This window comes from Pseudomonas sp. OV546 (genome assembly GCF_900116845.1).
Classification (GTDB): Bacteria; Pseudomonadota; Gammaproteobacteria; order Pseudomonadales; family Pseudomonadaceae; genus Aquipseudomonas; species Aquipseudomonas petroselini.
This window is the reverse complement of the sequence record NZ_FPCE01000003.1, coordinates 309,298-330,665: the sequence shown is the minus strand read 5'-3', so window position 1 is coordinate 330,665 and position 21,368 is coordinate 309,298. Positions and strand designations below refer to the sequence as shown.

General features: G+C 60.8%; 23 protein-coding genes. 15 read left to right on the top strand and 8 right to left on the bottom strand.

Features of this window, described 5'->3' with window-relative positions; all coding sequences use genetic code 11:
- Positions 1-576 carry a DUF6436 domain-containing protein gene (locus tag BM403_RS09505; protein ID WP_046034914.1) on the bottom strand — a complete coding sequence of 192 codons (576 nt, stop codon included), beginning with the start codon at positions 574-576 and terminating at the stop codon, positions 1-3.
- 99 nt (positions 577-675) lie between these two features.
- Here BM403_RS09505 and BM403_RS09500 point away from each other — a divergent pair, with 99 nt between their 5' ends.
- A complete protein-coding gene (locus BM403_RS09500; protein ID WP_093542570.1) occupies positions 676-1,617 on the top strand; it encodes a phospholipase BipL in 942 nt (313 codons plus the stop codon).
- A gap of 46 nt (positions 1,618-1,663) precedes the next feature.
- Here BM403_RS09500 and BM403_RS09495 read toward each other — a convergent pair whose 3' ends face one another.
- A complete protein-coding gene (locus BM403_RS09495) occupies positions 1,664-2,416 on the bottom strand; it encodes a DUF2059 domain-containing protein (protein ID WP_015886406.1) in 753 nt (250 codons plus the stop codon).
- A 131-nt stretch (positions 2,417-2,547) separates the two neighbouring features.
- Between BM403_RS09495 and BM403_RS09490 the strand changes: the two genes are divergently transcribed.
- Positions 2,548-3,180, top strand: a complete 633-nt coding sequence (locus BM403_RS09490; protein ID WP_043206041.1) for a 2OG-Fe(II) oxygenase — start codon at positions 2,548-2,550, stop codon at positions 3,178-3,180.
- 2 nt (positions 3,181-3,182) lie between these two features.
- Complete coding sequence (locus BM403_RS09485) at positions 3,183-3,677, top strand: 2-thiouracil desulfurase family protein (RefSeq protein WP_015886404.1); 495 nt, start codon at positions 3,183-3,185, stop codon at positions 3,675-3,677.
- Positions 3,678-3,781: 104 nt separating this feature from the next.
- On the opposite strand, the gene BM403_RS09480 is transcribed toward BM403_RS09485, so the two are convergent.
- Entirely contained in the window at positions 3,782-4,276 is a 495-nt protein-coding gene (locus BM403_RS09480) for a transporter substrate-binding domain-containing protein (RefSeq protein WP_093542568.1), read from the bottom strand.
- 132 nt (positions 4,277-4,408) lie between these two features.
- On the opposite strand from BM403_RS09480, the gene BM403_RS09475 reads away from it, so the two are divergent.
- Positions 4,409-4,849, top strand: coding sequence for a DUF4399 domain-containing protein (locus tag BM403_RS09475; RefSeq protein WP_015886402.1), 441 nt, complete (start codon positions 4,409-4,411; stop codon positions 4,847-4,849).
- Positions 4,850-4,912: 63 nt separating this feature from the next.
- Here the strand turns inward: BM403_RS09475 and serA are convergent, their stop codons facing one another.
- Positions 4,913-6,142, bottom strand: coding sequence for a phosphoglycerate dehydrogenase (gene serA, locus BM403_RS09470; RefSeq protein ID WP_003176761.1), 1,230 nt, complete (start codon positions 6,140-6,142; stop codon positions 4,913-4,915).
- 204 nt (positions 6,143-6,346) lie between these two features.
- On the opposite strand from serA, the gene BM403_RS09460 reads away from it, so the two are divergent.
- The 4 genes from BM403_RS09460 to BM403_RS09445 all read left to right on the top strand — a co-directional run bounded on the left by BM403_RS09460 (position 6,347) and on the right by BM403_RS09445 (position 10,569).
- The gene (locus BM403_RS09460; protein ID WP_015886401.1) at positions 6,347-7,741 is read left to right on the top strand and encodes an FAD-binding oxidoreductase; all 1,395 of its coding nucleotides are present in this window, start codon (positions 6,347-6,349) and stop codon (positions 7,739-7,741) included.
- A gap of 21 nt (positions 7,742-7,762) precedes the next feature.
- The gene (locus BM403_RS09455; protein ID WP_064054353.1) at positions 7,763-8,428 is read left to right on the top strand and encodes a fumarylacetoacetate hydrolase family protein; all 666 of its coding nucleotides are present in this window, start codon (positions 7,763-7,765) and stop codon (positions 8,426-8,428) included.
- A 179-nt stretch (positions 8,429-8,607) separates the two neighbouring features.
- Positions 8,608-9,534 carry an SdiA-regulated domain-containing protein gene (locus tag BM403_RS09450; protein WP_015886399.1) on the top strand — a complete coding sequence of 309 codons (927 nt, stop codon included), beginning with the start codon at positions 8,608-8,610 and terminating at the stop codon, positions 9,532-9,534.
- 120 nt (positions 9,535-9,654) lie between these two features.
- Positions 9,655-10,569 carry an SdiA-regulated domain-containing protein gene (locus BM403_RS09445; protein ID WP_015886398.1) on the top strand — a complete coding sequence of 305 codons (915 nt, stop codon included), beginning with the start codon at positions 9,655-9,657 and terminating at the stop codon, positions 10,567-10,569.
- Between the two features lie 27 nt (positions 10,570-10,596).
- On the opposite strand, the gene rpiA is transcribed toward BM403_RS09445, so the two are convergent.
- Positions 10,597-11,268, bottom strand: a complete 672-nt coding sequence (rpiA, locus tag BM403_RS09440; protein ID WP_015886397.1) for a ribose-5-phosphate isomerase RpiA — start codon at positions 11,266-11,268, stop codon at positions 10,597-10,599.
- 136 nt (positions 11,269-11,404) lie between these two features.
- Between rpiA and ilvA the strand changes: the two genes are divergently transcribed.
- Positions 11,405-12,919, top strand: a complete 1,515-nt coding sequence (gene ilvA, locus BM403_RS09435; protein WP_093542566.1) for a threonine ammonia-lyase, biosynthetic — start codon at positions 11,405-11,407, stop codon at positions 12,917-12,919.
- Positions 12,920-12,959: 40 nt separating this feature from the next.
- A complete protein-coding gene (locus BM403_RS09430; RefSeq protein WP_015886395.1) occupies positions 12,960-13,373 on the top strand; it encodes a DUF2269 family protein in 414 nt (137 codons plus the stop codon).
- Between the two features lie 102 nt (positions 13,374-13,475).
- Here BM403_RS09430 and BM403_RS09425 read toward each other — a convergent pair whose 3' ends face one another.
- On the bottom strand, positions 13,476-14,132 hold the full coding sequence (locus tag BM403_RS09425; protein ID WP_015886394.1) for a histidinol-phosphatase: 657 nt from the start codon (positions 14,130-14,132) through the stop codon (positions 13,476-13,478).
- 143 nt (positions 14,133-14,275) lie between these two features.
- Between BM403_RS09425 and BM403_RS09420 the strand changes: the two genes are divergently transcribed.
- Together BM403_RS09420 and ptsP are read left to right on the top strand one after the other, a co-directional pair.
- On the top strand, positions 14,276-14,755 hold the full coding sequence (locus BM403_RS09420) for an RNA pyrophosphohydrolase (protein ID WP_003176750.1): 480 nt from the start codon (positions 14,276-14,278) through the stop codon (positions 14,753-14,755).
- A 22-nt stretch (positions 14,756-14,777) separates the two neighbouring features.
- Complete coding sequence (gene ptsP, locus BM403_RS09415; RefSeq protein WP_015886393.1) at positions 14,778-17,057, top strand: phosphoenolpyruvate--protein phosphotransferase; 2,280 nt, start codon at positions 14,778-14,780, stop codon at positions 17,055-17,057.
- Positions 17,058-17,332: 275 nt separating this feature from the next.
- On the opposite strand, the gene BM403_RS09410 is transcribed toward ptsP, so the two are convergent.
- A complete protein-coding gene (locus tag BM403_RS09410) occupies positions 17,333-18,079 on the bottom strand; it encodes an NRDE family protein (protein ID WP_093542563.1) in 747 nt (248 codons plus the stop codon).
- Between the two features lie 122 nt (positions 18,080-18,201).
- On the opposite strand from BM403_RS09410, the gene BM403_RS09405 reads away from it, so the two are divergent.
- The 3 genes from BM403_RS09405 (at position 18,202) to BM403_RS09395 (ending at position 20,759) form a co-directional block, all read left to right on the top strand.
- On the top strand, positions 18,202-18,984 hold the full coding sequence (locus BM403_RS09405; protein WP_015886391.1) for a sulfite exporter TauE/SafE family protein: 783 nt from the start codon (positions 18,202-18,204) through the stop codon (positions 18,982-18,984).
- 77 nt (positions 18,985-19,061) lie between these two features.
- Positions 19,062-19,874, top strand: coding sequence for a prolipoprotein diacylglyceryl transferase (lgt, locus tag BM403_RS09400; protein WP_015886390.1), 813 nt, complete (start codon positions 19,062-19,064; stop codon positions 19,872-19,874).
- 51 nt (positions 19,875-19,925) lie between these two features.
- Positions 19,926-20,759 (top strand): thymidylate synthase, encoded by an 834-nt coding sequence (locus BM403_RS09395; RefSeq protein ID WP_015886389.1) that lies wholly within the window; start codon positions 19,926-19,928, stop codon positions 20,757-20,759.
- Positions 20,760-20,898: 139 nt separating this feature from the next.
- Here BM403_RS09395 and cadR read toward each other — a convergent pair whose 3' ends face one another.
- The gene (gene cadR / locus BM403_RS09390; RefSeq protein WP_015886388.1) at positions 20,899-21,339 is read right to left on the bottom strand and encodes a Cd(II)/Pb(II)-responsive transcriptional regulator; all 441 of its coding nucleotides are present in this window, start codon (positions 21,337-21,339) and stop codon (positions 20,899-20,901) included.
- Between the last annotated feature and the right edge of the window lie 29 nt (positions 21,340-21,368).

The following is a 21,368-nucleotide window of genomic DNA, read 5'->3' as shown; positions in this document are numbered from 1 at the left end:
TTACGAGCCTGTTGGCCACGAACAATAGCAGCCCACCGCCAGAGTGTGCGTGGCATTCACCTCGCGTCCCGCTTCAAGGGCCTTCAAGATCGGCTCAATAAAACTGTTGCTGGAATTGCACGTGAGGCCTTCGCTGTAGGGGCCGAAATACGCGAGCTTGCCGCTGCGGTCCCAGATGCCCACGGCCGGGCTGGCCGGTACTTGGTCGGCACCGGGCAGGGCGGTGAGGGTTTTCATGCGGCGCAGGTTGTCGGGCAGTTGGCCGTGGCTGCCGGGCTTTTGCAGGGCGTAGAACTCGACGCCTTGGGGCGCGTAGTGCTCGATCAGCTCGCCCAGGTGCTGCTGGTTGCCGACGTTGCAGGGGCAGGCGGGGTCCCAGAAGTGCACCAGGCGGATCGGGCCGGGGCCGGCGAGGTCGGCAGGCAGTTTCAGCGGGTCACCGGAAAAAACCGCCGTGTGTTCGCTGAAGGCGCGCAGGTAGCGGCCCTGGAACCAGTCATACGCGGCCCACAGCACGCCGGCGCAGATAACCAGGATCAGGCTGGCGAACAGGGCGGTACGGTAGGGCTGTCGCATTCAGATGTATCCTCGAAGGTCGCGTAGCTTGCCATGCTTGTCCTGACAGATGAATATCGCAGCTCGATATTCATCTTCGCCGTCAGTCTGGAACCCTTTATGCCCGTCACCTTTGACCCCGATCATCTGCGCGAAAGCTTGCGACCCCTGGTGGATGCGCAGCCGCTTTCAGCCGAGGCACGGGTCTATCAACGTTTCTACGGGCTGGACCTGGCGGCGCGCAACGTTCCGGTGGTCAGCCGTCTGGGACGCTTCGAGGTGGACGGGTTCGAGGTGGTCGCGCAAGTGTGGTGGCCGCCCGTGCCGGTGGCGACGATGTTCATGTTCCACGGCTTCTACGACCATATGGGCTTGTATCGCCATGTGGTGGACTGGGCGTTGGACCAGGGCTTCGTGGTGATCGCCTGCGATTTGCCGGGGCACGGCCTGTCCAGCGGCGTGCGCGCCAGCATCGATGATTTTGCGGTGTATCAACAGGTGGTGCAGGCGCTGTTTGGCCAAGCCGAAGCACTGCAACTGCCGCAACCTTGGCACCTGTTCGGGCAAAGCACCGGCGGCGCGGTGGTGGTGGATCACGTGCTCAACCATGGCGTTGACAGCCCGGCCCAAGGCAAGACGTTCCTGCTCTCGCCACTGGTGCGGCCGCGTGCCTGGGGCTGGTCGCAGGTCAGCTATTACCTGTTGCGGCCATTCGTCAAAGGCATCGCGCGGCGGTTCAGCGAGAACACCCACGATCCCGCGTTCAAGCCCTTCCTTGAGGCCGACCCGCTGCAGCCGCGTCAACTGCCTACCGCCTGGGTGGGCGCCTTGGCGCGCTGGATCAAACGTATCGAAGCCGCACCGCGCAGCCCTAGGCGGCCGGTGATTGTGCAGGGGGAGGAAGATATGACGGTGGACTGGCAGCACAACTTGCAGGTGCTAAGGAGCAAGTTCGACCAGCCCGAGGTGTTGATGCTGCCGCGTGGCAGGCACCACTTGGCGAATGAGATACCGGAGATTCGCGAAGCGTATTTCACGTACCTCACCGATCACCTGAAGTAACTCAATCTAAAAAATGTGGGAGAGGGCAAGCCCCCTCCCACATTTGTTACTGCGTCAGGCTAGAGGTGCTTTGGCCGACCGCAAGGCCCGCGCGAATGGCTGCCAGCGCCGCCTGGTAATACGCCTTACCCTCCGGCGACTCCGCAAACGTAGCGAATTCTTCCAGCTCCGGGTCAGACAAATCCCGATAGACGTACAACAGCGTGTTGTTCAGATCTTTGTCGATCTGCTGCATCAGCCGCTCGCGTTGGCCATTCAACATGCCCTGGGCCTGACCACCGCCCAACAAACCGGGGATCATCTGGCTCAGGCTGTCGGCCGCCACACCGGCAATCGCCAGGCTGACTTCCGCGCCGGCTTCACGGGCGGGCAGGGCCTGGGCCAGGTGGCCGATGATCAGGCTGCGGGTCGCGTCGGCTTGGATTTTCGGCAGGCCCTGGGCGTTTTTTGCCAACTGGTCGCGGCGCGTGGCGAGCAACTCAGCGGCGACAATCTTGCGGCCCAGGGGCGATTGGAAAAAGGCCAGGGCGGGCTTCGGGTCCGCCAGGTTCTTGCGCAATTGCGCCTCGGCGCGCTGGTCCATGGACTGCGCGGCAAAGCGTTTATTACTGTTGTCCACCAGCGCCTGGTACACCGCTGGCGGCAGGCTATTGCGGTAGCGTTGCTGGGCGGCACTGAGGGCGTCATTGAAATGTGCACGTTGTTCGGCCCAGCCGGCGACCTTGTACAACTGGTCATGGCCGTCTGCCCAGGCGGGCAAAACGCAGAACATCAGCAATGAAAAAAACAAACGACGCATATGGACTCCTGTCAGTCGGCCACTATTGTCCGTGTCGGGCGTAGGATTTGTCGAGAAGTCCTATCAGTCACCTGACTAAAGTGTATTCAGACGCTCGGCGGCTCTGTCGGATTCACAGGCGTATGGATACTATGCGCGCCATGCAAATACCCCTCGATCACCCTTTGCTGCAACGTATTGTCGACGACCTGGCCGAAAAGGGCTGGTCCCGGCAGGACGGCTTCCTACCCCAGGCTCTGACCCTGGAACTGGCGGCTGAGTGCCATAAACGTGCAGCCGAGGGTGAGTTGGCTCCGGCAGCGGTGGGACGCGGTCCGACCCAGGAGATTCGCGAAGGTATTCGCGGCGACCACATCCAGTGGCTGGAAGAGGGCGATGCGGCGGTCTGCGACACCTATATGGCGTTGATGGACAGCCTGCGCCTGGCCATGAACCGCAGTTTGTTCCTCGGCCTTGAGGATTTCGAAAGCCACTTCGCGCTGTACCCGCCGGGGGCGTTTTACCTCAAGCACCTGGACCGCTTCCGCGACGATGACCGGCGCATGGTCTCGGCGGTGATCTACTTGAACGACGCTTGGCTGCCCGAGCATGGCGGCCAGTTGCGCATGTACCTCAAGGACGGCGTCGAATACGATGTGGTGCCCACGGGCGGTTGCCTGGTGGTGTTCCTGTCGGGCGAAGTGCCCCACGAAGTCATGCCCGCTACGCGCGAACGCCTGTCCCTCACCGGCTGGTTTCGCCGGCGGGGCAACGAGCCGTTTTAAGCATGCAAAAGATTCTGATCAGCCGCTGTCTGCTTGGCCACAAGGTGCGCTACGACGGCGGGGCCAGCGGGCCATTCGACCTGTTGGCGGTGTGGCAGGCCGAGGGGCGTGTGGTTGCGATCTGCCCGGAAGTGTCGGGCGGGTTGCCGACGCCGCGCCCGGCGGCGGAGATTCCGGGCGGGCAGGGCGTGGATGTGTGGGAGGGCCGTGCCCAGGTGCTGACCGCCGAGGGCGAAGATTTCAGCGCCGCGTTCCTCGATGGCGCCCGCCAGGCATTGGCGCTGGTGCAGCGCCACAACATCCGCATCGCTGTGCTCAAGGCCAATAGCCCGTCGTGCGGTAACCTGCAGACCTACGACGGCACCTTCAGGGGCGTGAAGGTGGCAGGCGAAGGCGTCACCACGGCGCTGCTCAGGCAGCATGGGGTACAGGTGTTCAGCGAGCTGGAACTCCCCGAGGCCGCCGCCGCCCTCACCCAACTCTCAAGCCCTGCCTAGATCAGAAATTGTGGGAGGGGGCTTGCTCCCGATAGCGGTGAATCAGTCAACCATGCAGTCGCTGACACTCCGCAATCGGGAGCAAGCCCCCTCCCACCGTTGATCTACTGTGCCTTGGCTACCGGTGTGTCGCCTTCAAGCCACTTCTGCGCCAATGCCTTTAATCGGCCATCCGCCTTCAAGCGTTGCAACGCCTTGTCCAGGCTCGCCTTGAACGCCGGATTACCCTTCTGGAACGGGATCGCCAGCTCAGGCTTCTCGTTGTAAGGCTCACTGAAATCGAACCGATCCTGCAGCTCGACAGTCATAGCGATATGGTTGATGGCCACGTCGTACTTGCCGGTTTCCACCCCCGGCAGCAGGTCGGTGTCATCGGTGGTGATAAACGAGGGGCGCACGTCCATCTCCTGGGCCAGTTGCTCACCCAGTTCCACTTCGAAGCCGGTCAGTTTGTCGCCTTGCTTGAAGTTGAACGGCGGGGTGTTGGCTTCAACGGCGATGCGCAGTTCGCCACGGTCGAACACATCATCGACCAGTTCGGCATGCGCCAAAGGGCTCAGAAGGGGAAGCAGCAGTAACAGGCCAGGCGAAAAGCGCATGGTCACTCCTAAAGAATTCGAATGTGCGAGGCGCCGTTCAGCCTCGCTTTGCTATGGTGTTGAGTGCCTTGGACCGCAATTTGTCGCGAAGTTGTCATAACCCTACAGATTTCATAGAAACTGGAGAAGCGAATGAAAGCCCTTTTGTCCCGTGCAACGATTGCCAGCCTGCTGCTGGGTGCTTCGATGTTGGCTACCGCCGCCGACGGCATCCCGCGCAGTGCTCCACCTGAAGGCGCCAAAGTATTCATCGTGTCGCCAAAAGACGGCGCCACCGTCGACAAGACCTTCACCGTCAAATTCGGCATGGAAGGCCTGAAGCTGGCCCCGGCCACCAGCCAGGATCCAGGCACCGGTCACCACCATCTGCTGGTCGACCAGAAAGAACTGCCTGACGCCGGCGTGCCGATCCCCGCCACCGACACCGTGATCCACTACGGCAAGGCCCAGACCGAAACCGAGCTGACCCTCACTCCAGGCAAACACACGCTGCAACTGGTTGCCGGCGACAAACTGCACATGCAGTTCAACCCGACTGTAGCCTCGAAAGTGATCACGGTTAACGTCAAGTAAGATTTGTTCAGATGAAAAAAAGGGAGCCCCGAGGGGCTCCCTTTTTCGTGCTGCGTTGAAACCTTAGAACAACACGCGGCTACGAATCGTGCCGTTGATGTGCTGCAGCTTCTCTTGCGCCAGGTCCGAGTATTCGGCGTCGACGTCGATCACCACGTAGCCGACCTTCTCGTTGGTCTGCAGGAACTGACCGGAGATGTTGATGCCGTTTTCCGCGAAGACCTTGTTGATCTCCATCATCACGCCAGGGATGTTCTGGTGGATGTGCAGCAGACGGTGCTTGCCAGGGTGAGCCGGCAGCGCCACTTCCGGGAAGTTGACCGAGGAAACGGACGTACCGTTGTCGCTGTACTTGACCAGCTTTTCCGACACTTCCAGGCCGATGTTGGCTTGGGCTTCAGCGGTGGAACCACCGATGTGCGGGGTCAGGATCACGTTGTCCAGGCCACGCAGCGGGCTTTCGAAGATGTCGTCGTTGGAGCGTGGCTCTACCGGGAACACGTCGATGGCGGCGCCGATCAGGTGCTTGTCCTTGATCGCGTCGGCCAGGGCGTCCAGCTCGACCACAGTGCCGCGTGCCGCGTTGATCAGGATGCCGCCTTTCTTGATGGCGCGGATTTCCTTCTCGCCGATCATCCACTGGGTCTCAGCGGTTTCCGGAACGTGCAGGGTCACGATGTCGGACATCCCCAGCAGCTCGGTCAGGCTCGACACTTGCGTGGCGTTGCCCAGCGGCAGCTTGGTCAGGGTGTCGTAGAAGAACACCTGCATGCCCAGGCCTTCCGCCAGGACCGACAGTTGCGTACCGATCGAACCGTAACCGACGATACCCAGCTTCTTGCCGCGGATTTCGAAGGAGTTGGCCGCGCTTTTGATCCAGCCGCCACGGTGGCAGGAAGCGTTCTTCTCAGGAATGCCGCGCAGCAGCAGGATAGCCTCGGCCAGCACCAGTTCCGCAACGGAGCGGGTGTTGGAGTACGGTGCGTTGAACACCGCGATGCCGCGCTCGCGCGCTGCGTTGAGGTCGACCTGGTTGGTGCCGATGCAGAAACAGCCGACCGCCACGAGTTTCTTGGCGTGATCGAAGATCTCTTCGGTCAGCTGAGTGCGGGAGCGAATGCCGATAAAGTGCGCGTCGGCGATCTTTTCCTTGAGCTGGGCTTCCGGCAGAGAACTGGTGATGTACTCAATGCTGGTGTACCCGGCGGCTTTCAGAACGTCGACAGCCGATGGGTGGACGCCTTCCAGAAGAAGGAACTTGATCTTGCTCTTATCGAGAGAAGTCTTGCTCATCTGCGTAAACCTGTATCCCGGAGAAAAATGGCAGGGAATCGAGCAGCGCAAGCTGACCCGGACGGCAGGAAAGCCGTCACCGCAGAAACGCCCTTGGGCTCTGTCCTGCGGGGGCGGTATGCTAGCATACGCGCCCCGCTAACACTCATTCCTGCGACGTGAAGCGTTCTCAGGATGACCATGAATTGTTCGAGAGTTCTGTCGATGACCCATCCTGCCCTGATTGATGAGCTAAAGACCCTGGTTGAGCCCGGCAAAGTGCTGACCGATGCCGACTCCCTGGAGGCTTACGGCAAGGATTGGACCAAGCATTTCGCACCCGCGCCGACCGCCATCGTCTTCCCCAAGACGACCGAGCAGGTGCAAGCCATTGTTCGTTGGGCCAATGCACACAAGGTGGCGCTGGTGCCGTCGGGTGGTCGTACCGGCCTGTCGGCGGCGGCAGTGGCGGCCAATGGTGAAGTGGTCGTCTCGTTCGACTATATGAACCAGATCCTCGACGTGAACCTCACCGACCGCACCGCTGTGTGCCAGCCGGGCGTGGTTACCAAGCAATTGCAGAACGTCGCTGAAGAAAAAGGCCTGTACTACCCGGTGGACTTCGCGTCGTCGGGCTCCAGCCAGATTGGCGGCAATATCGGCACCAATGCCGGCGGGATCAAGGTCATTCGCTACGGCATGACTCGCAACTGGGTGGCCGGCATGAAGGTCGTGACCGGCAAGGGCGACGTACTGGAGCTGAACCGCGACCTGATCAAGAACGCCACCGGCTATGACATGCGCCAGCTGTTCATCGGTGCCGAAGGCACCCTGGGCTTTGTGGTCGAAGCCACCATGCGCCTGGACCGTGCGCCGAAAAACCTTACTGCGATGGTGCTCGGCACCACCGATTTCGACTCGATCATGCCGGTGCTGCACGCGTTCCAGAGCAAACTGGACCTGACCGCCTTTGAATTCTTCTCTGACAAGGCCCTGGCCAAGGTCATGGGCCGTGGCGACGTGCCAGCGCCGTTCGACACCGAGTGCCCGTTCTACGCGCTGCTGGAGTTCGAAGCCACCACCGAAGAAGTCGCCAACCACGCGCTGGAAACCTTCGAGCACTGTGTGGAGCAGGGCTGGGTGCTGGACGGCGTGATGAGCCAGAGCGAAACCCAGCTGCACAACCTGTGGAAACTGCGCGAGTACATCTCCGAGACCATTTCCCACTGGACCCCCTACAAGAACGACATCTCGGTGACTGTCTCCAAAGTCCCAGGGTTTTTGAAAGAAATCGACGCGATCGTCGGCGAACACTACCCGGATTTCGAAATCGTGTGGTTCGGCCACATCGGCGACGGCAACCTGCACCTGAACATCCTCAAGCCGGAAAACCTGAGCAAGGATGAGTTCTTCGCCAAGTGCGCCACCGTGAACAAGTGGGTATTTGAAACCGTCCAGAAGTACAACGGTTCCATCTCGGCCGAGCACGGTGTGGGCATGACCAAGCGTGATTACCTGACCTACAGCCGCTCGCCGGTTGAAATCGAATACATGAAGGCCGTCAAAGCGGTGTTCGACCCTAACGGGATCATGAACCCAGGCAAGATCTTCGCTGTTTAACCGCCCTTAAGGAGTCGTTCCATGAGCTACCAGCACAAGTATGTCGACGGCACCAACATCCACTTTCCAGTTGGTAAAGTGGTGTGTATCGGGCGTAACTACGCCGAGCACGCCAAGGAACTGGACAACCCGGTGCCGACCGAACCGTTGCTGTTCATTAAGCCGGGCAGCTGTGTGGTGCCGCTGGAAGGTGGTTTCAGCATCCCTACCGAGCGCGGTTCGGTGCACTACGAAGCGGAAATCGCGGTATTGATCGGCAAGCCGTTGTCGAACAAGCCCAGCCGTGAAGAAGTACTGGACGCCATCTCCGGCTTCGCCCCGGCCCTGGACCTGACCCTGCGCGACAAGCAGGCCGAGCTGAAAGCCAAGGGCCTGCCGTGGGAAATCGCCAAGTCGTTCGACGGTGCGGCGGTGATTGCGCCGTTCGTAGTGGGCAGCACTTTCCAGGACGTGACCGATATCGGTATCCGCTTGAGCATCAATGGCGAAGTGCGCCAGGACGGTAACAGCGCGCAGATGCTCAACCCGATCATCCCGATGATCCAGCACATGGCCGGCTGCTTCTCGCTGCAGGCGGGCGATGTGATCCTTACCGGCACCCCGGCCGGCGTGGGCCCGCTGAATGTGGGTGATGAGCTGGTGCTGGAACTGTCGGGTGTGAACCGCTTCGAAAGCAGCGTGCGCTGACGAAACGCGGTTAAAACTGTGGGAGGGGGCAAGCCCCTCCCACCTTTATTCGTGTGCAACCGCAAAATCCAAGTTTTTGCATTTTTTTCACACCCCATCCGGATAATCCTCTGCCTCAAGCGCGCGGGTCCGTTGTTCCTGTGCTATCACCTAACGCTGACTTTCCGGAAAAGTGCCCAATGGCCGTGCCCCTGCCTACCGTCACCCCTAAGCTGCGTTCCCGTTTTGCCCTGCGCTGGTATTCCTGGGTGTTTCTCGCCGGGGCGATTGTGTACGGCATTGCCTGGGCCATGCACTGGGATGATCGCGGTGTGCTGTGGGTGCTGGAACGTTTCGAAACCACCGCTGAGCGCCAGGAAAGCGTGTGGTTGCCGGACTACCACGCAGTCATCGACGCCAAGTTGCTACCGGGTATGGAGAAGGACGAGGCCTCGGACCTGGCCTATAACCCCCAGACCAAGACGCTGTTCTCGGTCATGGGCAAAAACCCGTTTCTCGTCGAGCTGACCTTGCAAGGTGATGTGCTGCGCAAGATGCCGCTCAACGGATGGAACAACCCCGAAGGGCTGACAATGATGGAAAACGGCCTGATGGCCGTGGTCGACGAGCGCCAGCATAGCCTGACCATCGTCAAGGTCGACGCTGCCACCACGGCGCTGAACAAGGCCGACTTCCCAAGTTATGACCTGGGCCCGTCCAAGGACCAGAACAAGGCCTTTGAAGCGATCACCTGGGATAAGCGTAACCAGCAATTGGTCCTGGGCGAAGAGCGCCCGCCTGCCCTGTTTACCTGGAAAAGCGATGGCAGCCAGACCCTGGCGGGTAACAAGGTGAAGCTGACCAACACCGAACTGGACATGCGCAACCTCTCGGCACTGGCGGTCGACCCGCGCACCGGGCATCTACTGGTGTTGTCGGCCGACTCCCATCTGCTGCTGGAGCTGGACGAGAGGGGTGAGCAAGTCAGCTTCATGACCTTGCTGGGCGGTTTCAATGGCCTGAAAGACACCATTCCGCGTGCCGAGGGCGTGACCATGGACGACGACGGCACGCTCTACATGGTCAGTGAACCCAACCTGTTCTATCGCTTCGAAAAGCAGAAATAACAACTGATTACGTCAGATATGTCGCTGTGTGCGGCATTCGCCAGACATCAGGGCGCGTTTAAGTTTAAATTCAGACAGGCGTGATATTCATTCGCCACTTTTGACTTTGAGCCCGCCCCGATGCGTCGACTAGCCCGCCCCAAACCCCTGTTCTCTATTCTTGTGTTGATCGCGCTGATCTGCGCCGGGGCCGTTGCGCAGCACTTTCGCCTGTTCGAGCGTGCCTGGTTCAACTGGCAGGCGTGGCGTCAGCCGACGAATGAGCGCTCCATCGGCTTGGCGGATTACCGTGTGGCGCTGGAGGCCCAAGTGATCGAAGGGCTCGATGACGATGTGTCGGCCCTGACCTACGACCCGGTGCGCAAAAGCCTGTTTACCGTTACCAATAAAAACGCCGAGCTGATCGAGTTGTCCCTTGAGGGCAAGATCCTGCGGCGTATTCCCTTGGTGGGCTTCGGCGATGCCGAGGCAGTGGAATTTATCAGCGACAACATTTATGTCATCAGCGATGAGCGCCAGCAGCGGCTGATCAAGGTGCATGTGGACGACGACACCCAATTCCTCGATGCCGCCGATGCGGAACAGATGACGCTGGGCCTGCACGTGGGGGGCAACAAGGGCTTTGAAGGCCTGGCCTATGACTCGGTGGGCAAGCGCCTGTTCGTGGCCAAGGAGCGCGACCCGATGCTGATCTACGAGGTCCACGGCTTCCCGCATTTCAAACCGGAAAAAACCTACTCGGTGCACGTGATCAACAACCCCAAGCGCGATGCCGGGCTGTTTGTACGTGACCTGTCGAGCCTGCAATACGATGAGCGCAGCGGCCATTTGCTGGCGCTGTCGGATGAGTCGTTCCTAGTGCTGGAACTGGATATCGACGGTCGCCCGCTAAGCAGTCTGTCACTGCTGAACGGGCGCCATGGCCTGACGAAGCGGGTGCCGCAGGCCGAAGGGATCGCCATGGATGACGAGGGCACGTTGTACCTCGTCAGCGAGCCGAACCTGTTCTACGTCTTCAAGAAACCCAGTCCCTGAAAACACTGCATGACTAATGGGGTGTTCTCAGGCCTTGAGGGTTTTCACGCCTTCAGAGGTGCCGAGCAACAGCACATCCGCCGGGCGCGCCGCGAACAAGCCGTTGGTGACCACGCCGACGATCGCGTTGATCTGCGTCTCCAGCTCTACCGGGTTGGTGATCTGCAGGTTGAACACGTCGATGATGATGTTGCCGTTGTCGGTCAACACGCCTTCGCGGTACACCGGGTCGCCGCCCAGTTTCACCAGCTCGCGGGCCACGTGGCTGCGGGCCATCGGGATCACTTCCACCGGCAGCGGGAACGCGCCGAGGACCGGCACCAGCTTGCTGGCGTCGGCGATGCAGATAAAGGTCTTGGCCACGGCCGCGACGATCTTCTCGCGGGTCAGGGCTGCGCCGCCGCCTTTGATCAGGTTCAGGTGTTCGTCGCTTTCATCGGCGCCGTCGACGTAGAACTCCAGGTCGCTCACGGTGTTGAGCTCATACACCGGAATGCCGTGGCCCTTGAGGCGAGCGGCGGTGGCTTCGGAGCTGGCCACGGCGCCGTCGAACGCGCCCTTGTGCTGGGCCAGCGCATCGATAAAGCAGTTGGCGGTGGAGCCGGTGCCGACACCGACGATGCTTTTGTCGTCGAGTTTAGGAAGGATTAAATCGACGGCGGCCTGGGCCACTGCCTGTTTGAGTTGATCCTGGGTCATGCGGGCTCCGGAACGGGCGGGGAGTAAAGAGGGGCGCGAGTATAACCCAACAAAACCTCTGGATTCGTGTGGTCGCCCGCCCAAACGCTGGGTTAGACTCCTTGGCCCTGCCCAACTCGCCCAGTGATTTCCGCCGATGCTTGAACAGTACGTCAAAAAGATCCTCACCTCGCGCGTTTACGACGTTGCCGTAGAAACCCCGTTGCAGACCGCTCGCCAGCTCTCCGAGCGGCTGGGCAACAAGGTCTGGCTCAAGCGCGAAGACTTGCAGCCGGTGTTCTCGTTCAAGATTCGCGGCGCCTATAACAAGCTGACGCAGCTGACCGCTGAAGAGCGTGCGCGTGGCGTGGTCACCGCATCGGCGGGCAACCATGCGCAGGGCCTGGCCCTGGCGGCCAAGGTGCTGGGGGTGAAAGCCACCATCGTGATGCCCAAGACCACCCCCGAGATCAAGGTCGAAGGCGTGCGCTCCCGTGGCGGCAAAGTGGTGCTGCATGGCGATTCCTTTCCGGAAGCCCTGGCCTACTCGCTGAAACTGGTCGACGAAAAAGGCTACGTCTACATCCACCCCTACGACGATCCGCACACCATTGCCGGGCAGGGCACCGTGGCGATGGAAATCCTGCGCCAGCACCCAGGGCCGCTGGACGCGATTTTCGTACCGGTGGGCGGCGGCGGGCTGATTGCCGGTATCGCGGCCTACGTGAAGTACCTGCGCCCGGAGATCAAGGTCATCGGCGTCGAGCCGGACGACTCCAACTGCCTGCAAGCCGCCATGGCGGCGGGCGAGCGCGTGGTATTGCCGACCGTGGGCATCTTTGCCGATGGCGTGGCGGTGGCGCAGATCGGCCAGCACACCTTCGACATCTGCAAGGACTATGTGGATGAAGTGATCACCGTGAGCACCGATGAGATCTGTGCGGCGATCAAGGACATCTACGACGACACCCGTTCCATCACCGAGCCGGCAGGGGCATTGGGTGTGGCCGGGATCAAGAAATACGTGGAAACCCGTGGTGTGACCGGCCAGACCCTGGTGGCCATCGACTCCGGCGCCAACGTTAACTTCGACCGCCTGCGCCATGTGGCCGAGCGTGCCGAGTTGGGTGAAGGCCGCGAAGCCATCATCGCCGTGACCATTCCCGAGAAGCCCGGCAGCTTCAAGGCGTTCTGCGAAGCCGTGGGCAAGCGCCAGATTACCGAATTCAACTACCGCTACCACTCCGGCAGCGAGGCGCACATTTTCGTCGGCGTGCAGACTCATCCGGAAACCGACCCGCGCAGTGCACTGATCGCCAGCCTCACGAGCCAGGGTTTCCCGGTGCTGGACCTGACCGAGAACGAACTGGCCAAGTTGCACATCCGTCATATGGTCGGCGGGCACGCGGCCAAAGTCAGTGACGAAGTGGTGTTGCGTTTCGAATTCCCGGAGCGTCCGGGCGCCTTGTTCAACTTTCTTAACAAATTGGGCGGGCGCTGGAACATCTCGATGTTCCACTATCGCAACCACGGCGCAGCCGATGGCCGTGTGGTCGCCGGCCTGCAAGTGCCGGCGGACGAGCGTCACCTAGTACCGGCAGCCCTGGAAGCCATTGGCTACCCATACTGGGATGAAAGCGATAACCCGGCCTACACACTGTTCCTCGGTTGAGCGACTACGCTGACGGGGCGACCTTTAAGGAAAACGACACATGGAAACCCTGACTACCTTGAAAGTTATCCACGTTGCAGCCACCGTGTTGCTGCTGCTCAGCGGCCTGGGGCTGGCGTTGCTGGCCTGGCGAAAACGCAGCGCCGGCCCGGCGGTGACCGTGCAGCGCCCGTGGGCATTCGTCTGGTTGTTGATGGGGATTTGCGTGGTGAGCATGCCGTTTACCGGCTGGTGGCTGGCGCATCTGATCGGCTGGCCGCTGGGGCAGACGTGGATCCTGGGGTCCAGCCTCCTCTATACCGTGGCGGCGCTGGCATGGTTCTGGCTGGTGGCACGGCTTAATCGCTTGCGCAAAGGCGAGGGCGGTAGCTTGAACTTCACGTTGGTGCTGGCGGTGGTCAGCTTGGTGGGGTTTGTGGCGATTGCGGGGCTCATGGGTGCAAAGCCGGTTTGAGGCTTTAGACCGAGTCGCCTGCATCAGGGGCAAGCCTCCTCCCACATTTTGACCGTGTGAACCCGATCAAGTGTGCGAGGGGGCTTGCCCCCGATAGGGCCATCAGCTGCGCAGCGTAATCACCGGCCAACCACGCTTCTCGGCTTCGGCCCGCAGATTTGGATCCGGATCCACCGCCACCGGGTGCGTCACCTGCTCCAGCAACGGCAAATCATTCATCGAGTCGCTGTAAAAGTAGCTGTCTTCCAGGCTGTACCCGGTTTCTTCCAGCCAGCGGTTCAAGCGCGTCACCTTGCCCTCACGAAAGCACGGTACGTCGGTGCTGCGTCCGGTGTAGCGACCATTTTCCATCTCGCACTCGGTGGCGATCAGGGTTTCGACGCCCAGGCGTGCGGCAATTGGCGCGGTGACGAAACGGTTGGTGGCGGTGATGATCACCAGGGTGTCACCGGCGGCGCGGTGTTTGGCCAGCAGTTCCAGGGCCAGGGGCAGCACGATCGGCTCGATGCAGTCGCGCATATAGTCGTTGTGCCACTCGTCCAGCTGGGCCATTTCGGTGCGGCCAAGGATTTCCAGGCAGAAGTTCAGGTAGGCGGCGTTGTCCAGCGTGCCGGCCAGGTAGTCCTGGTAGAACTCGTCGTTGCGGGCCTTGTAGGCCACCGGGTCGAGAATCCCGCGTTCACATAGGTAATCGCCCCAGGCGTGGTCGCTGTCACCGCCGAGAAGGGTGTTGTCCAAGTCGAATAAAGCCAGGCGCATTGCAGTTACTCGCTGAAAAGTCTGTAAAAAGGCGTCCAGAATACGGTCTTTTCACAAGAGTGCACATAAGGTAAGAAGCCTCGTTGCCGCTTCATCAACCTTTGTGGAACAATGCGGCGACATGCGTTTGCGAGGTTGTTGCCGTGATCGACCCCGATGGTTTCCGTCCTAATGTCGGGATTATTCTTACGAATGATGCCGGACAGGTGCTATGGGCTCGCCGAATCAACCAAGATGCCTGGCAGTTTCCTCAAGGCGGAATCAACCCCGACGAAACCCCTGAAGACGCCTTGTACCGTGAGTTGAATGAAGAAGTCGGCCTTGAGCGTGAAGATGTACAAATTCTGGCCTGTACCCGTGGCTGGTTGCGCTATCGTTTGCCGCAACGCCTGGTGCGTACCCACAGCCAACCGCTGTGCATCGGCCAGAAGCAGAAATGGTTTCTCCTGCGCCTGATCTCCAACGAGCAGCGGGTGCGGATGGATTTGACCGGTAAACCGGAGTTCGATGGCTGGCGCTGGGTCAGCTATTGGTACCCGTTGGGCCAGGTGGTGACATTCAAGCGCGAAGTTTATCGTCGCGCTCTCAAAGAGCTTGCCCCGCGCCTTTTAGCGCGCGACTGACGACGGAGTTCGACCCCGAGCCATGCTCAATACGCTGCGCAAGATCGTCCAGGAAGTTAACTCCGCCAAGGATCTCAAGGCGGCGTTGGGGATTATTGTGTTGCGCGTCAAGGAAGCCATGGGCAGCCAGGTCTGCTCGGTTTACCTGCTGGACCCCGAGACCAACCGTTTTGTGCTGATGGCCACCGAGGGCTTGAACAAGCGCTCTATCGGTAAGGTCAGCATGGCGCCCAATGAGGGTCTGGTGGGCCTGGTGGGGACGCGTGAAGAACCCCTGAACCTTGAACACGCGGCCGATCACCCGCGTTACCGCTACTTTGCCGAAACCGGTGAAGAGCGTTACGCCTCGTTCCTCGGCGCACCGATCATTCACCACCGCCGCGTCGTCGGCGTGTTGGTCATCCAGCAAAAAGAGCGCCGCCAGTTCGACGAAGGTGAAGAAGCCTTCCTCGTGACCATGAGTGCGCAGCTCGCTGGCGTGATTGCCCACGCCGAAGCCACCGGCTCGATTCGCGGCCTGGGGCGCCAGGGCAAGGGCATCCAGGAAGCCAAGTTCGTCGGCGTACCGGGTTCGCCGGGTGCGGCGGTCGGTACTGCGGTGGTCATGCTGCCGCCGGCCGACCTCGATGTGGTGCCGGACAAGACCGTCCATGACATCGACGCTGAAATCAAACTGTTCAAGACCGCCCTGGAAGGCGTACGCGCCGACATGCGCAACCTGTCGACCAAGCTGGCCACCCAGTTGCGCCCCGAAGAGCGTGCGCTGTTCGACGTGTACCAGATGATGCTCGACGACGCGTCGCTGGGTAATGAAGTCAAGACCGTGATCAAGACCGGCCAGTGGGCCCAGGGCGCGTTGCGCCAGGTGGTCACCGATCACGTCAACCGTTTCGAACTGATGGACGACGCCTACCTGCGCGAACGCGCCTCGGATGTGCGTGACCTCGGTCGCCGTCTGCTGGCGTACCTGCAGGAAGACCGCACCACCAACCTGGTCTACCCCGACAACACCATCCTGATCAGTGAAGAACTGACCGCCACCATGCTTGGCGAAGTGCCGGAAGGCAAGCTGGTCGGCCTGGTGTCGGTATTGGGTTCGGGTAACTCCCACGTCGCGATCCTGGCCCGTGCCATGGGTATCCCGACGGTGATGGGCCTGGTGGACCTGCCGTATTCCAAAGTCGACGGCATCGACATGATTGTCGATGGCCACCGCGGCGAAGTGTTTACCAACCCCAGCGAAGTGATGCGCAAGCAGTACGCCGAAGTGGTTGAAGAAGAGAAGCAACTGGCGCTGGGCCTCGATTCATTGCGCGAGCTGCCGTGCGTGACCACCGATGGCCACCGTGTGCCACTGCTGGTAAATACCGGCCTGCTGGCCGACGTGGCCCGTGCGCAACAGCGCGGCGCAGAAGGGGTGGGGCTGTACCGCACCGAAGTGCCGTTCATGATCAACCAGCGTTTTCCGAGTGAGAAGGAGCAGCTGGCGATTTATCGCGAGCAACTGCAAGCCTTCCACCCGTTGCCGGTGACCATGCGCAGCCTGGACATCGGCGGCGACAAGTCACTGTCGTACTTCCCGATTAAAGAGGACAACCCGTTCCTCGGCTGGCGCGGTATCCGCGTCACCCTCGACCACCCTGAAATTTTCCTCGTACAGACCCGCGCCATGCTCAAGGCCAGCGAAGGCCTGAACAACCTGCGCATTTTGCTGCCGATGATTTCCGGTACCCATGAACTGGAAGAGGCGCTGCACCTGATCCACCGTGCCTGGGGCGAAGTACGCGACGAAGGCGCCGACGTGCCGATGCCGCCGATTGGCGTGATGATCGAAATCCCGGCGGCGGTGTACCAGGCCAAGGAGCTGGCGCGGCAGGTGGACTTCCTGTCGGTGGGTTCCAACGACCTGACCCAATACCTGCTGGCCGTGGACCGTAACAACCCACGGGTGGCCGACCTCTACGACTACCTGCACCCGGCGGTGCTGCAAGCCCTGCAACACGTGGTGCGTGACGCCCATGCCGAAGGCAAGCCTGTGAGCATCTGCGGTGAAATGGCCGGCGACCCGGCGGCGGCGGTGCTGTTGATGGCGATGGGCTTTGACAGCCTGTCGATGAACGCCACCAACTTGCCGAAGGTGAAGTGGATGCTGCGCCAGGTTGAACTGAGCATGGCCAAGGATCTGCTGGCGGAACTGATGACCATCGACAACCCGCAAGTTATCCACAGCTCGCTGCAGTTGGCGCTGAAGAATTTGGGGCTGACGCGGATGATCAACCCCGCCTCCGCAAAAACCCTCTAATTTCAGCCGGTCGGCTTTTGTAGTGAGCGGGCTTGCCCCGCGCTGGGCTGCGAAGCGGCCCTAATACAAGCGCCGCATGCTTTCAGATAGAACCGTTTGCGGGTTCTGCCTCCGCAAAAACCCTCTGATTTCAGGCGGTCGGCTTTTGTAGTGAGCGGGCTTGCCCCGCGCTGGGTGGCGAAGCCGCCCTAATACAAGCGCCGCATGCTTTCAGATAGAACCGGTTAGCGGGTTGTGGGGCGGCTTCGCCACCCAGCGCGGGGCAAGCCCGCTCACTACAGGAGGAGTTCTACCTCGCCCAGTCTGCCGCCATGCGGTCCAAAACTATGCTCCACCATCCGCCGCGTCCCGTCGGCATTCACAATCAGCGCCGTACTCGCCCGCGTCCCGTAACTCGGGCTGGCAATAAACACGCTGGATAAAAGGCTTTCCGTCGCCAATCCCACCCCTGTATCTGGCAGGTCCGCAAACGGCGCCGTCTGTGGGTCACTCAAAATCCCCAGTAACGCCTCCGGCTGCGGGTCCCCAAGTAGTTCGCTCAACGCCGCCTTGGCCTTGAGCAACTTAGGCCACGGCGTATCCAACCCTGCATTGGATAACCCGTACACCCCAGCCTTCAACCGCGTCGGCTCGGTATGGTTGGCGTTGTAATGCCACAACTCATCCCGCGTGCCGACCAGCAGGTTGAACCCGGCATATTCAATCGAACGGCCGTTAACGTCGGCCAAATAGTCCTCAATCGGCAGTGAGCCGTTGAGAAAACGCGCCACCAGTTCCCCTCGGGACTTGCGTGCCGGCGGCTGGTGGGGATCGCGGATATTGGTCAGGGCGGCAAAACGCCCATCGGCATTCACACCCAGCCAAGTGCCCCCCGCTTCCTGGTCGCGACCGGCGTAGACATCGGGCGCATCCGGCCACTGGGCCAGCGGCAGGCTGGGGCGGGCGTAGAACTCATCGCGGTTGGCCGCAACGATCAGCGGCTGGGCATGGTCCGGCCGCCAGGCGAAAACAATCAGGCACATCAGGCGATCCCTTTTGTGTTTTTTTTGCCACTCTACCCACACCGGCTGCAGCGTTCCATCGTATCCAGTTGGGTCGCATGCCTTCCATCCGTTAACATGCCGGACTTGGTTGGGGGGCTCCCATGGAATTTCTGCTGTATTTGCTGCTTGGCGCCTGTGCGGGCGTGCTCGCCGGGCTATTCGGCGTGGGCGGCGGGATTATCATCGTGCCGGTGCTGGTGTTCAGCTTCACCTTGCAGGGCTTCGACCCGCAGGTGCTGACCCACCTGGCCGTGGGCACGTCCCTGGCAACAATCATCTTTACCTCGGTGAACGCGGTGCGTGAGCACCACCGACGTGGCGCGGTGCGTTGGCCGATCTTCGTGTGGATGACCGTGGGCATCCTGCTCGGCGCCGGCTTTGGTGCGCTGACTGCCGAAGCGATTTCCGGCCCGCACCTGCAGAAGATCATTGGCGTGTTCGCCCTGCTGGTGGCCGTGCAGTTGGCCTTGGAGGTCAAGCCCAAAGCCAGCCGGACGGTGCCGGGCAAGGTCGGCCTGACCCTGGCGGGCACGGTGATTGGCTGGGCCTCGGCGATTTTCGGGATTGGCGGCGGCTCGCTGACCGTGCCGTTCCTGACCTGGCGCAGCGTGCCGATGCAGCAAGCGGTGGCCACCTCATCGGCCTGTGGCCTGCCGATTGCGCTGGCCAGCGCTTTAAGTTTCATGATTCTGGGCTGGCATGACCCACTGTTGCCCGCTCATAGTCTAGGGTTCGTGTATTTGCCGGCACTGTTGGGCATTGCCCTGACCAGCATGGTGTTTGCCCGCTTCGGCGCACGCCTGGCACATCGGTTGTCGCCGCGTTTGCTCAAGCGGTTGTTCGCCGGGTTGCTGTTCTGCGTCGGCATAAACTTTTTGCTTTAAACAACTTGAGTAATGCAGGCTTAATCGCGCCCCGGCATGGTCCGGCGCCATCACGAATGATTTAACGAGGAGTCGCAATGCTGCCTTACCCGCAGATCGACCCGGTGGCCCTGGCCATCGGTCCGCTGAAAATCCACTGGTACGGGTTGATGTACCTGATTGGCATCGGCGGTGCCTGGTTTCTGGCTTCCCGACGCCTGAACCGTTTCGATCCGACCTGGACCAAGGAGAAGCTCTCCGACCTGATTTTCTGGCTGTCTATGGGGGTGATCGTCGGTGGGCGCCTGGGGTATGTGCTGTTTTACGATCTCCCCGCGTACATCGCCAACCCGACGCTGATCTTCGAAGTGTGGAAAGGCGGCATGGCGTTCCACGGCGGCTTTATCGGCGTAATGATCGCGGCCTGGTGGTTCGGTCGCCGCAACGGCAAGTCGTTTTTCCAACTGATGGACTTCGTTGCGCCGATGGTGCCGATCGGCCTGGGCGCCGGGCGTATCGGTAACTTCATCAACGCCGAGTTGTGGGGCAAGCCGACCGACGTGCCGTGGGCGATGATCTTCCCGCCGTTCAGCGACCCGGCGCAATTGCCGCGCCACCCGTCGCAGCTCTACCAGTTCGCGTTGGAAGGTGTGGCACTGTTCCTTATCCTGTACATCTTCTCGCGCAAGCCGCGCCCCACCATGGCGGTGTCGGGCATGTTTGCGTTGTTCTACGGGATCTTCCGCTTTGTCGTCGAGTTCGTGCGCGTGCCGGATGCGCAACTGGGCTACCTGGCGTTCGGTTGGGTGACCATGGGTCAGATCCTCAGCCTGCCGATGATCCTGGGCGGCCTGGGCCTGCTGTGGTGGGCCTACAACCGCCCGCAGCCTTTGAAGAACACCGCGCTATAAATTCGAATGCCGAGGCTTCCAAGCCTCGGCTTCAACGATACGGGTACCCAAATGAAGCAATATCTCGAACTACTGAACGACGTCGTGACCAATGGATTGACCAAGGGCGATCGCACCGGCACCGGCACCAAAGCGGTGTTCGCCCGTCAGTATCGGCATAACTTGGCCGACGGCTTCCCGTTGCTGACCACCAAGAAGCTTCACTTCAAAAGTATCGCCAACGAGCTGATCTGGATGTTGAGCGGCAACACCAACATCAAGTGGCTCAACGAAAACGGCGTGAAAATCTGGGACGAGTGGGCCACCGAAGACGGTGACCTCGGTCCGGTGTACGGCGAGCAGTGGACCGCCTGGCCGACCAAGGACGGTGGCACGATCAACCAGATCGACTACATGGTCCATACGCTCAAGACCAACCCTAATAGCCGTCGCATCCTGTTCCACGGCTGGAACGTCGAGTACCTGCCCGACGAAACCAAGAGCCCGCAGGAAAACGCGCGCAACGGTAAACAAGCCCTGCCGCCGTGCCACCTGTTGTACCAGGCGTTCGTACACGACGGTCACTTGTCGATGCAGTTGTATATCCGCAGCTCCGACGTGTTCCTCGGCCTGCCGTACAACACCGCCGCGTTGGCGTTGCTCACCCATATGCTGGCCCAGCAATGTGATCTGATCCCTCACGAGATCATCGTTACCACCGGCGACACCCACGCCTACAGCAATCATATGGAGCAGATTCGCACCCAGCTGGCGCGCACACCGAAGAAGTTGCCGGAACTGGTGATCAAGCGTAAGCCTGCGTCGATCTACGATTATAAATTCGAAGATTTTGAAATCGTAGGCTACGACGCTGATCCAAGCATCAAGGCCGACGTCGCTATTTAAAGGCTGTCCTGGTCTTAAGGTGTGGGCTTGTGTGGGAGGGGGCTTGCTCCCGATAGCGGTGGTCAGTTAAGTCATCGGTGACTGACACGCCGCTATCGGGGGCAAGCCCCCTCCCACATTTGAGCCGTGTTCGCTTGAATTAATGGCCGTGGCTTCTGCCCACATGCGAGGGCTCGGCCTCGCTGGCGGCAACACCTCCGCTGACCTCCAGTTGCTGCAAAATCCCGCAATGATCCCCGCCGCCACAGCGCTGACGCAGGTCCAGCAATTGCTCCTGCAGCGCCAGCAGCCCGTCGATCCGCGCTTTCACATGGTGGATATGCTCATCGATCAACGCATTTACGTTTTCGCACTGGTCCTGCGGGCTGTCCCGTAGCCCGAGCAGGCTGCGGATTTCTTCGAGGGTCATGTCCAGGCTGCGGCAGTTGCGGATAAAGACCAGCCGCTCGGTGTGCGCCTGGGTGTACACGCGGTAGTTGGCGTCAGTGCGCGCCGGGGGCGGCAGCAGGCCTTCCTTCTCGTAATAACGGATGGTTTCCACCGGGCAGTCGGTCAGTTTGGCCAATTCGCCGATCTTCATCACAGCAATCTCCAAATGGGTGCTTGACC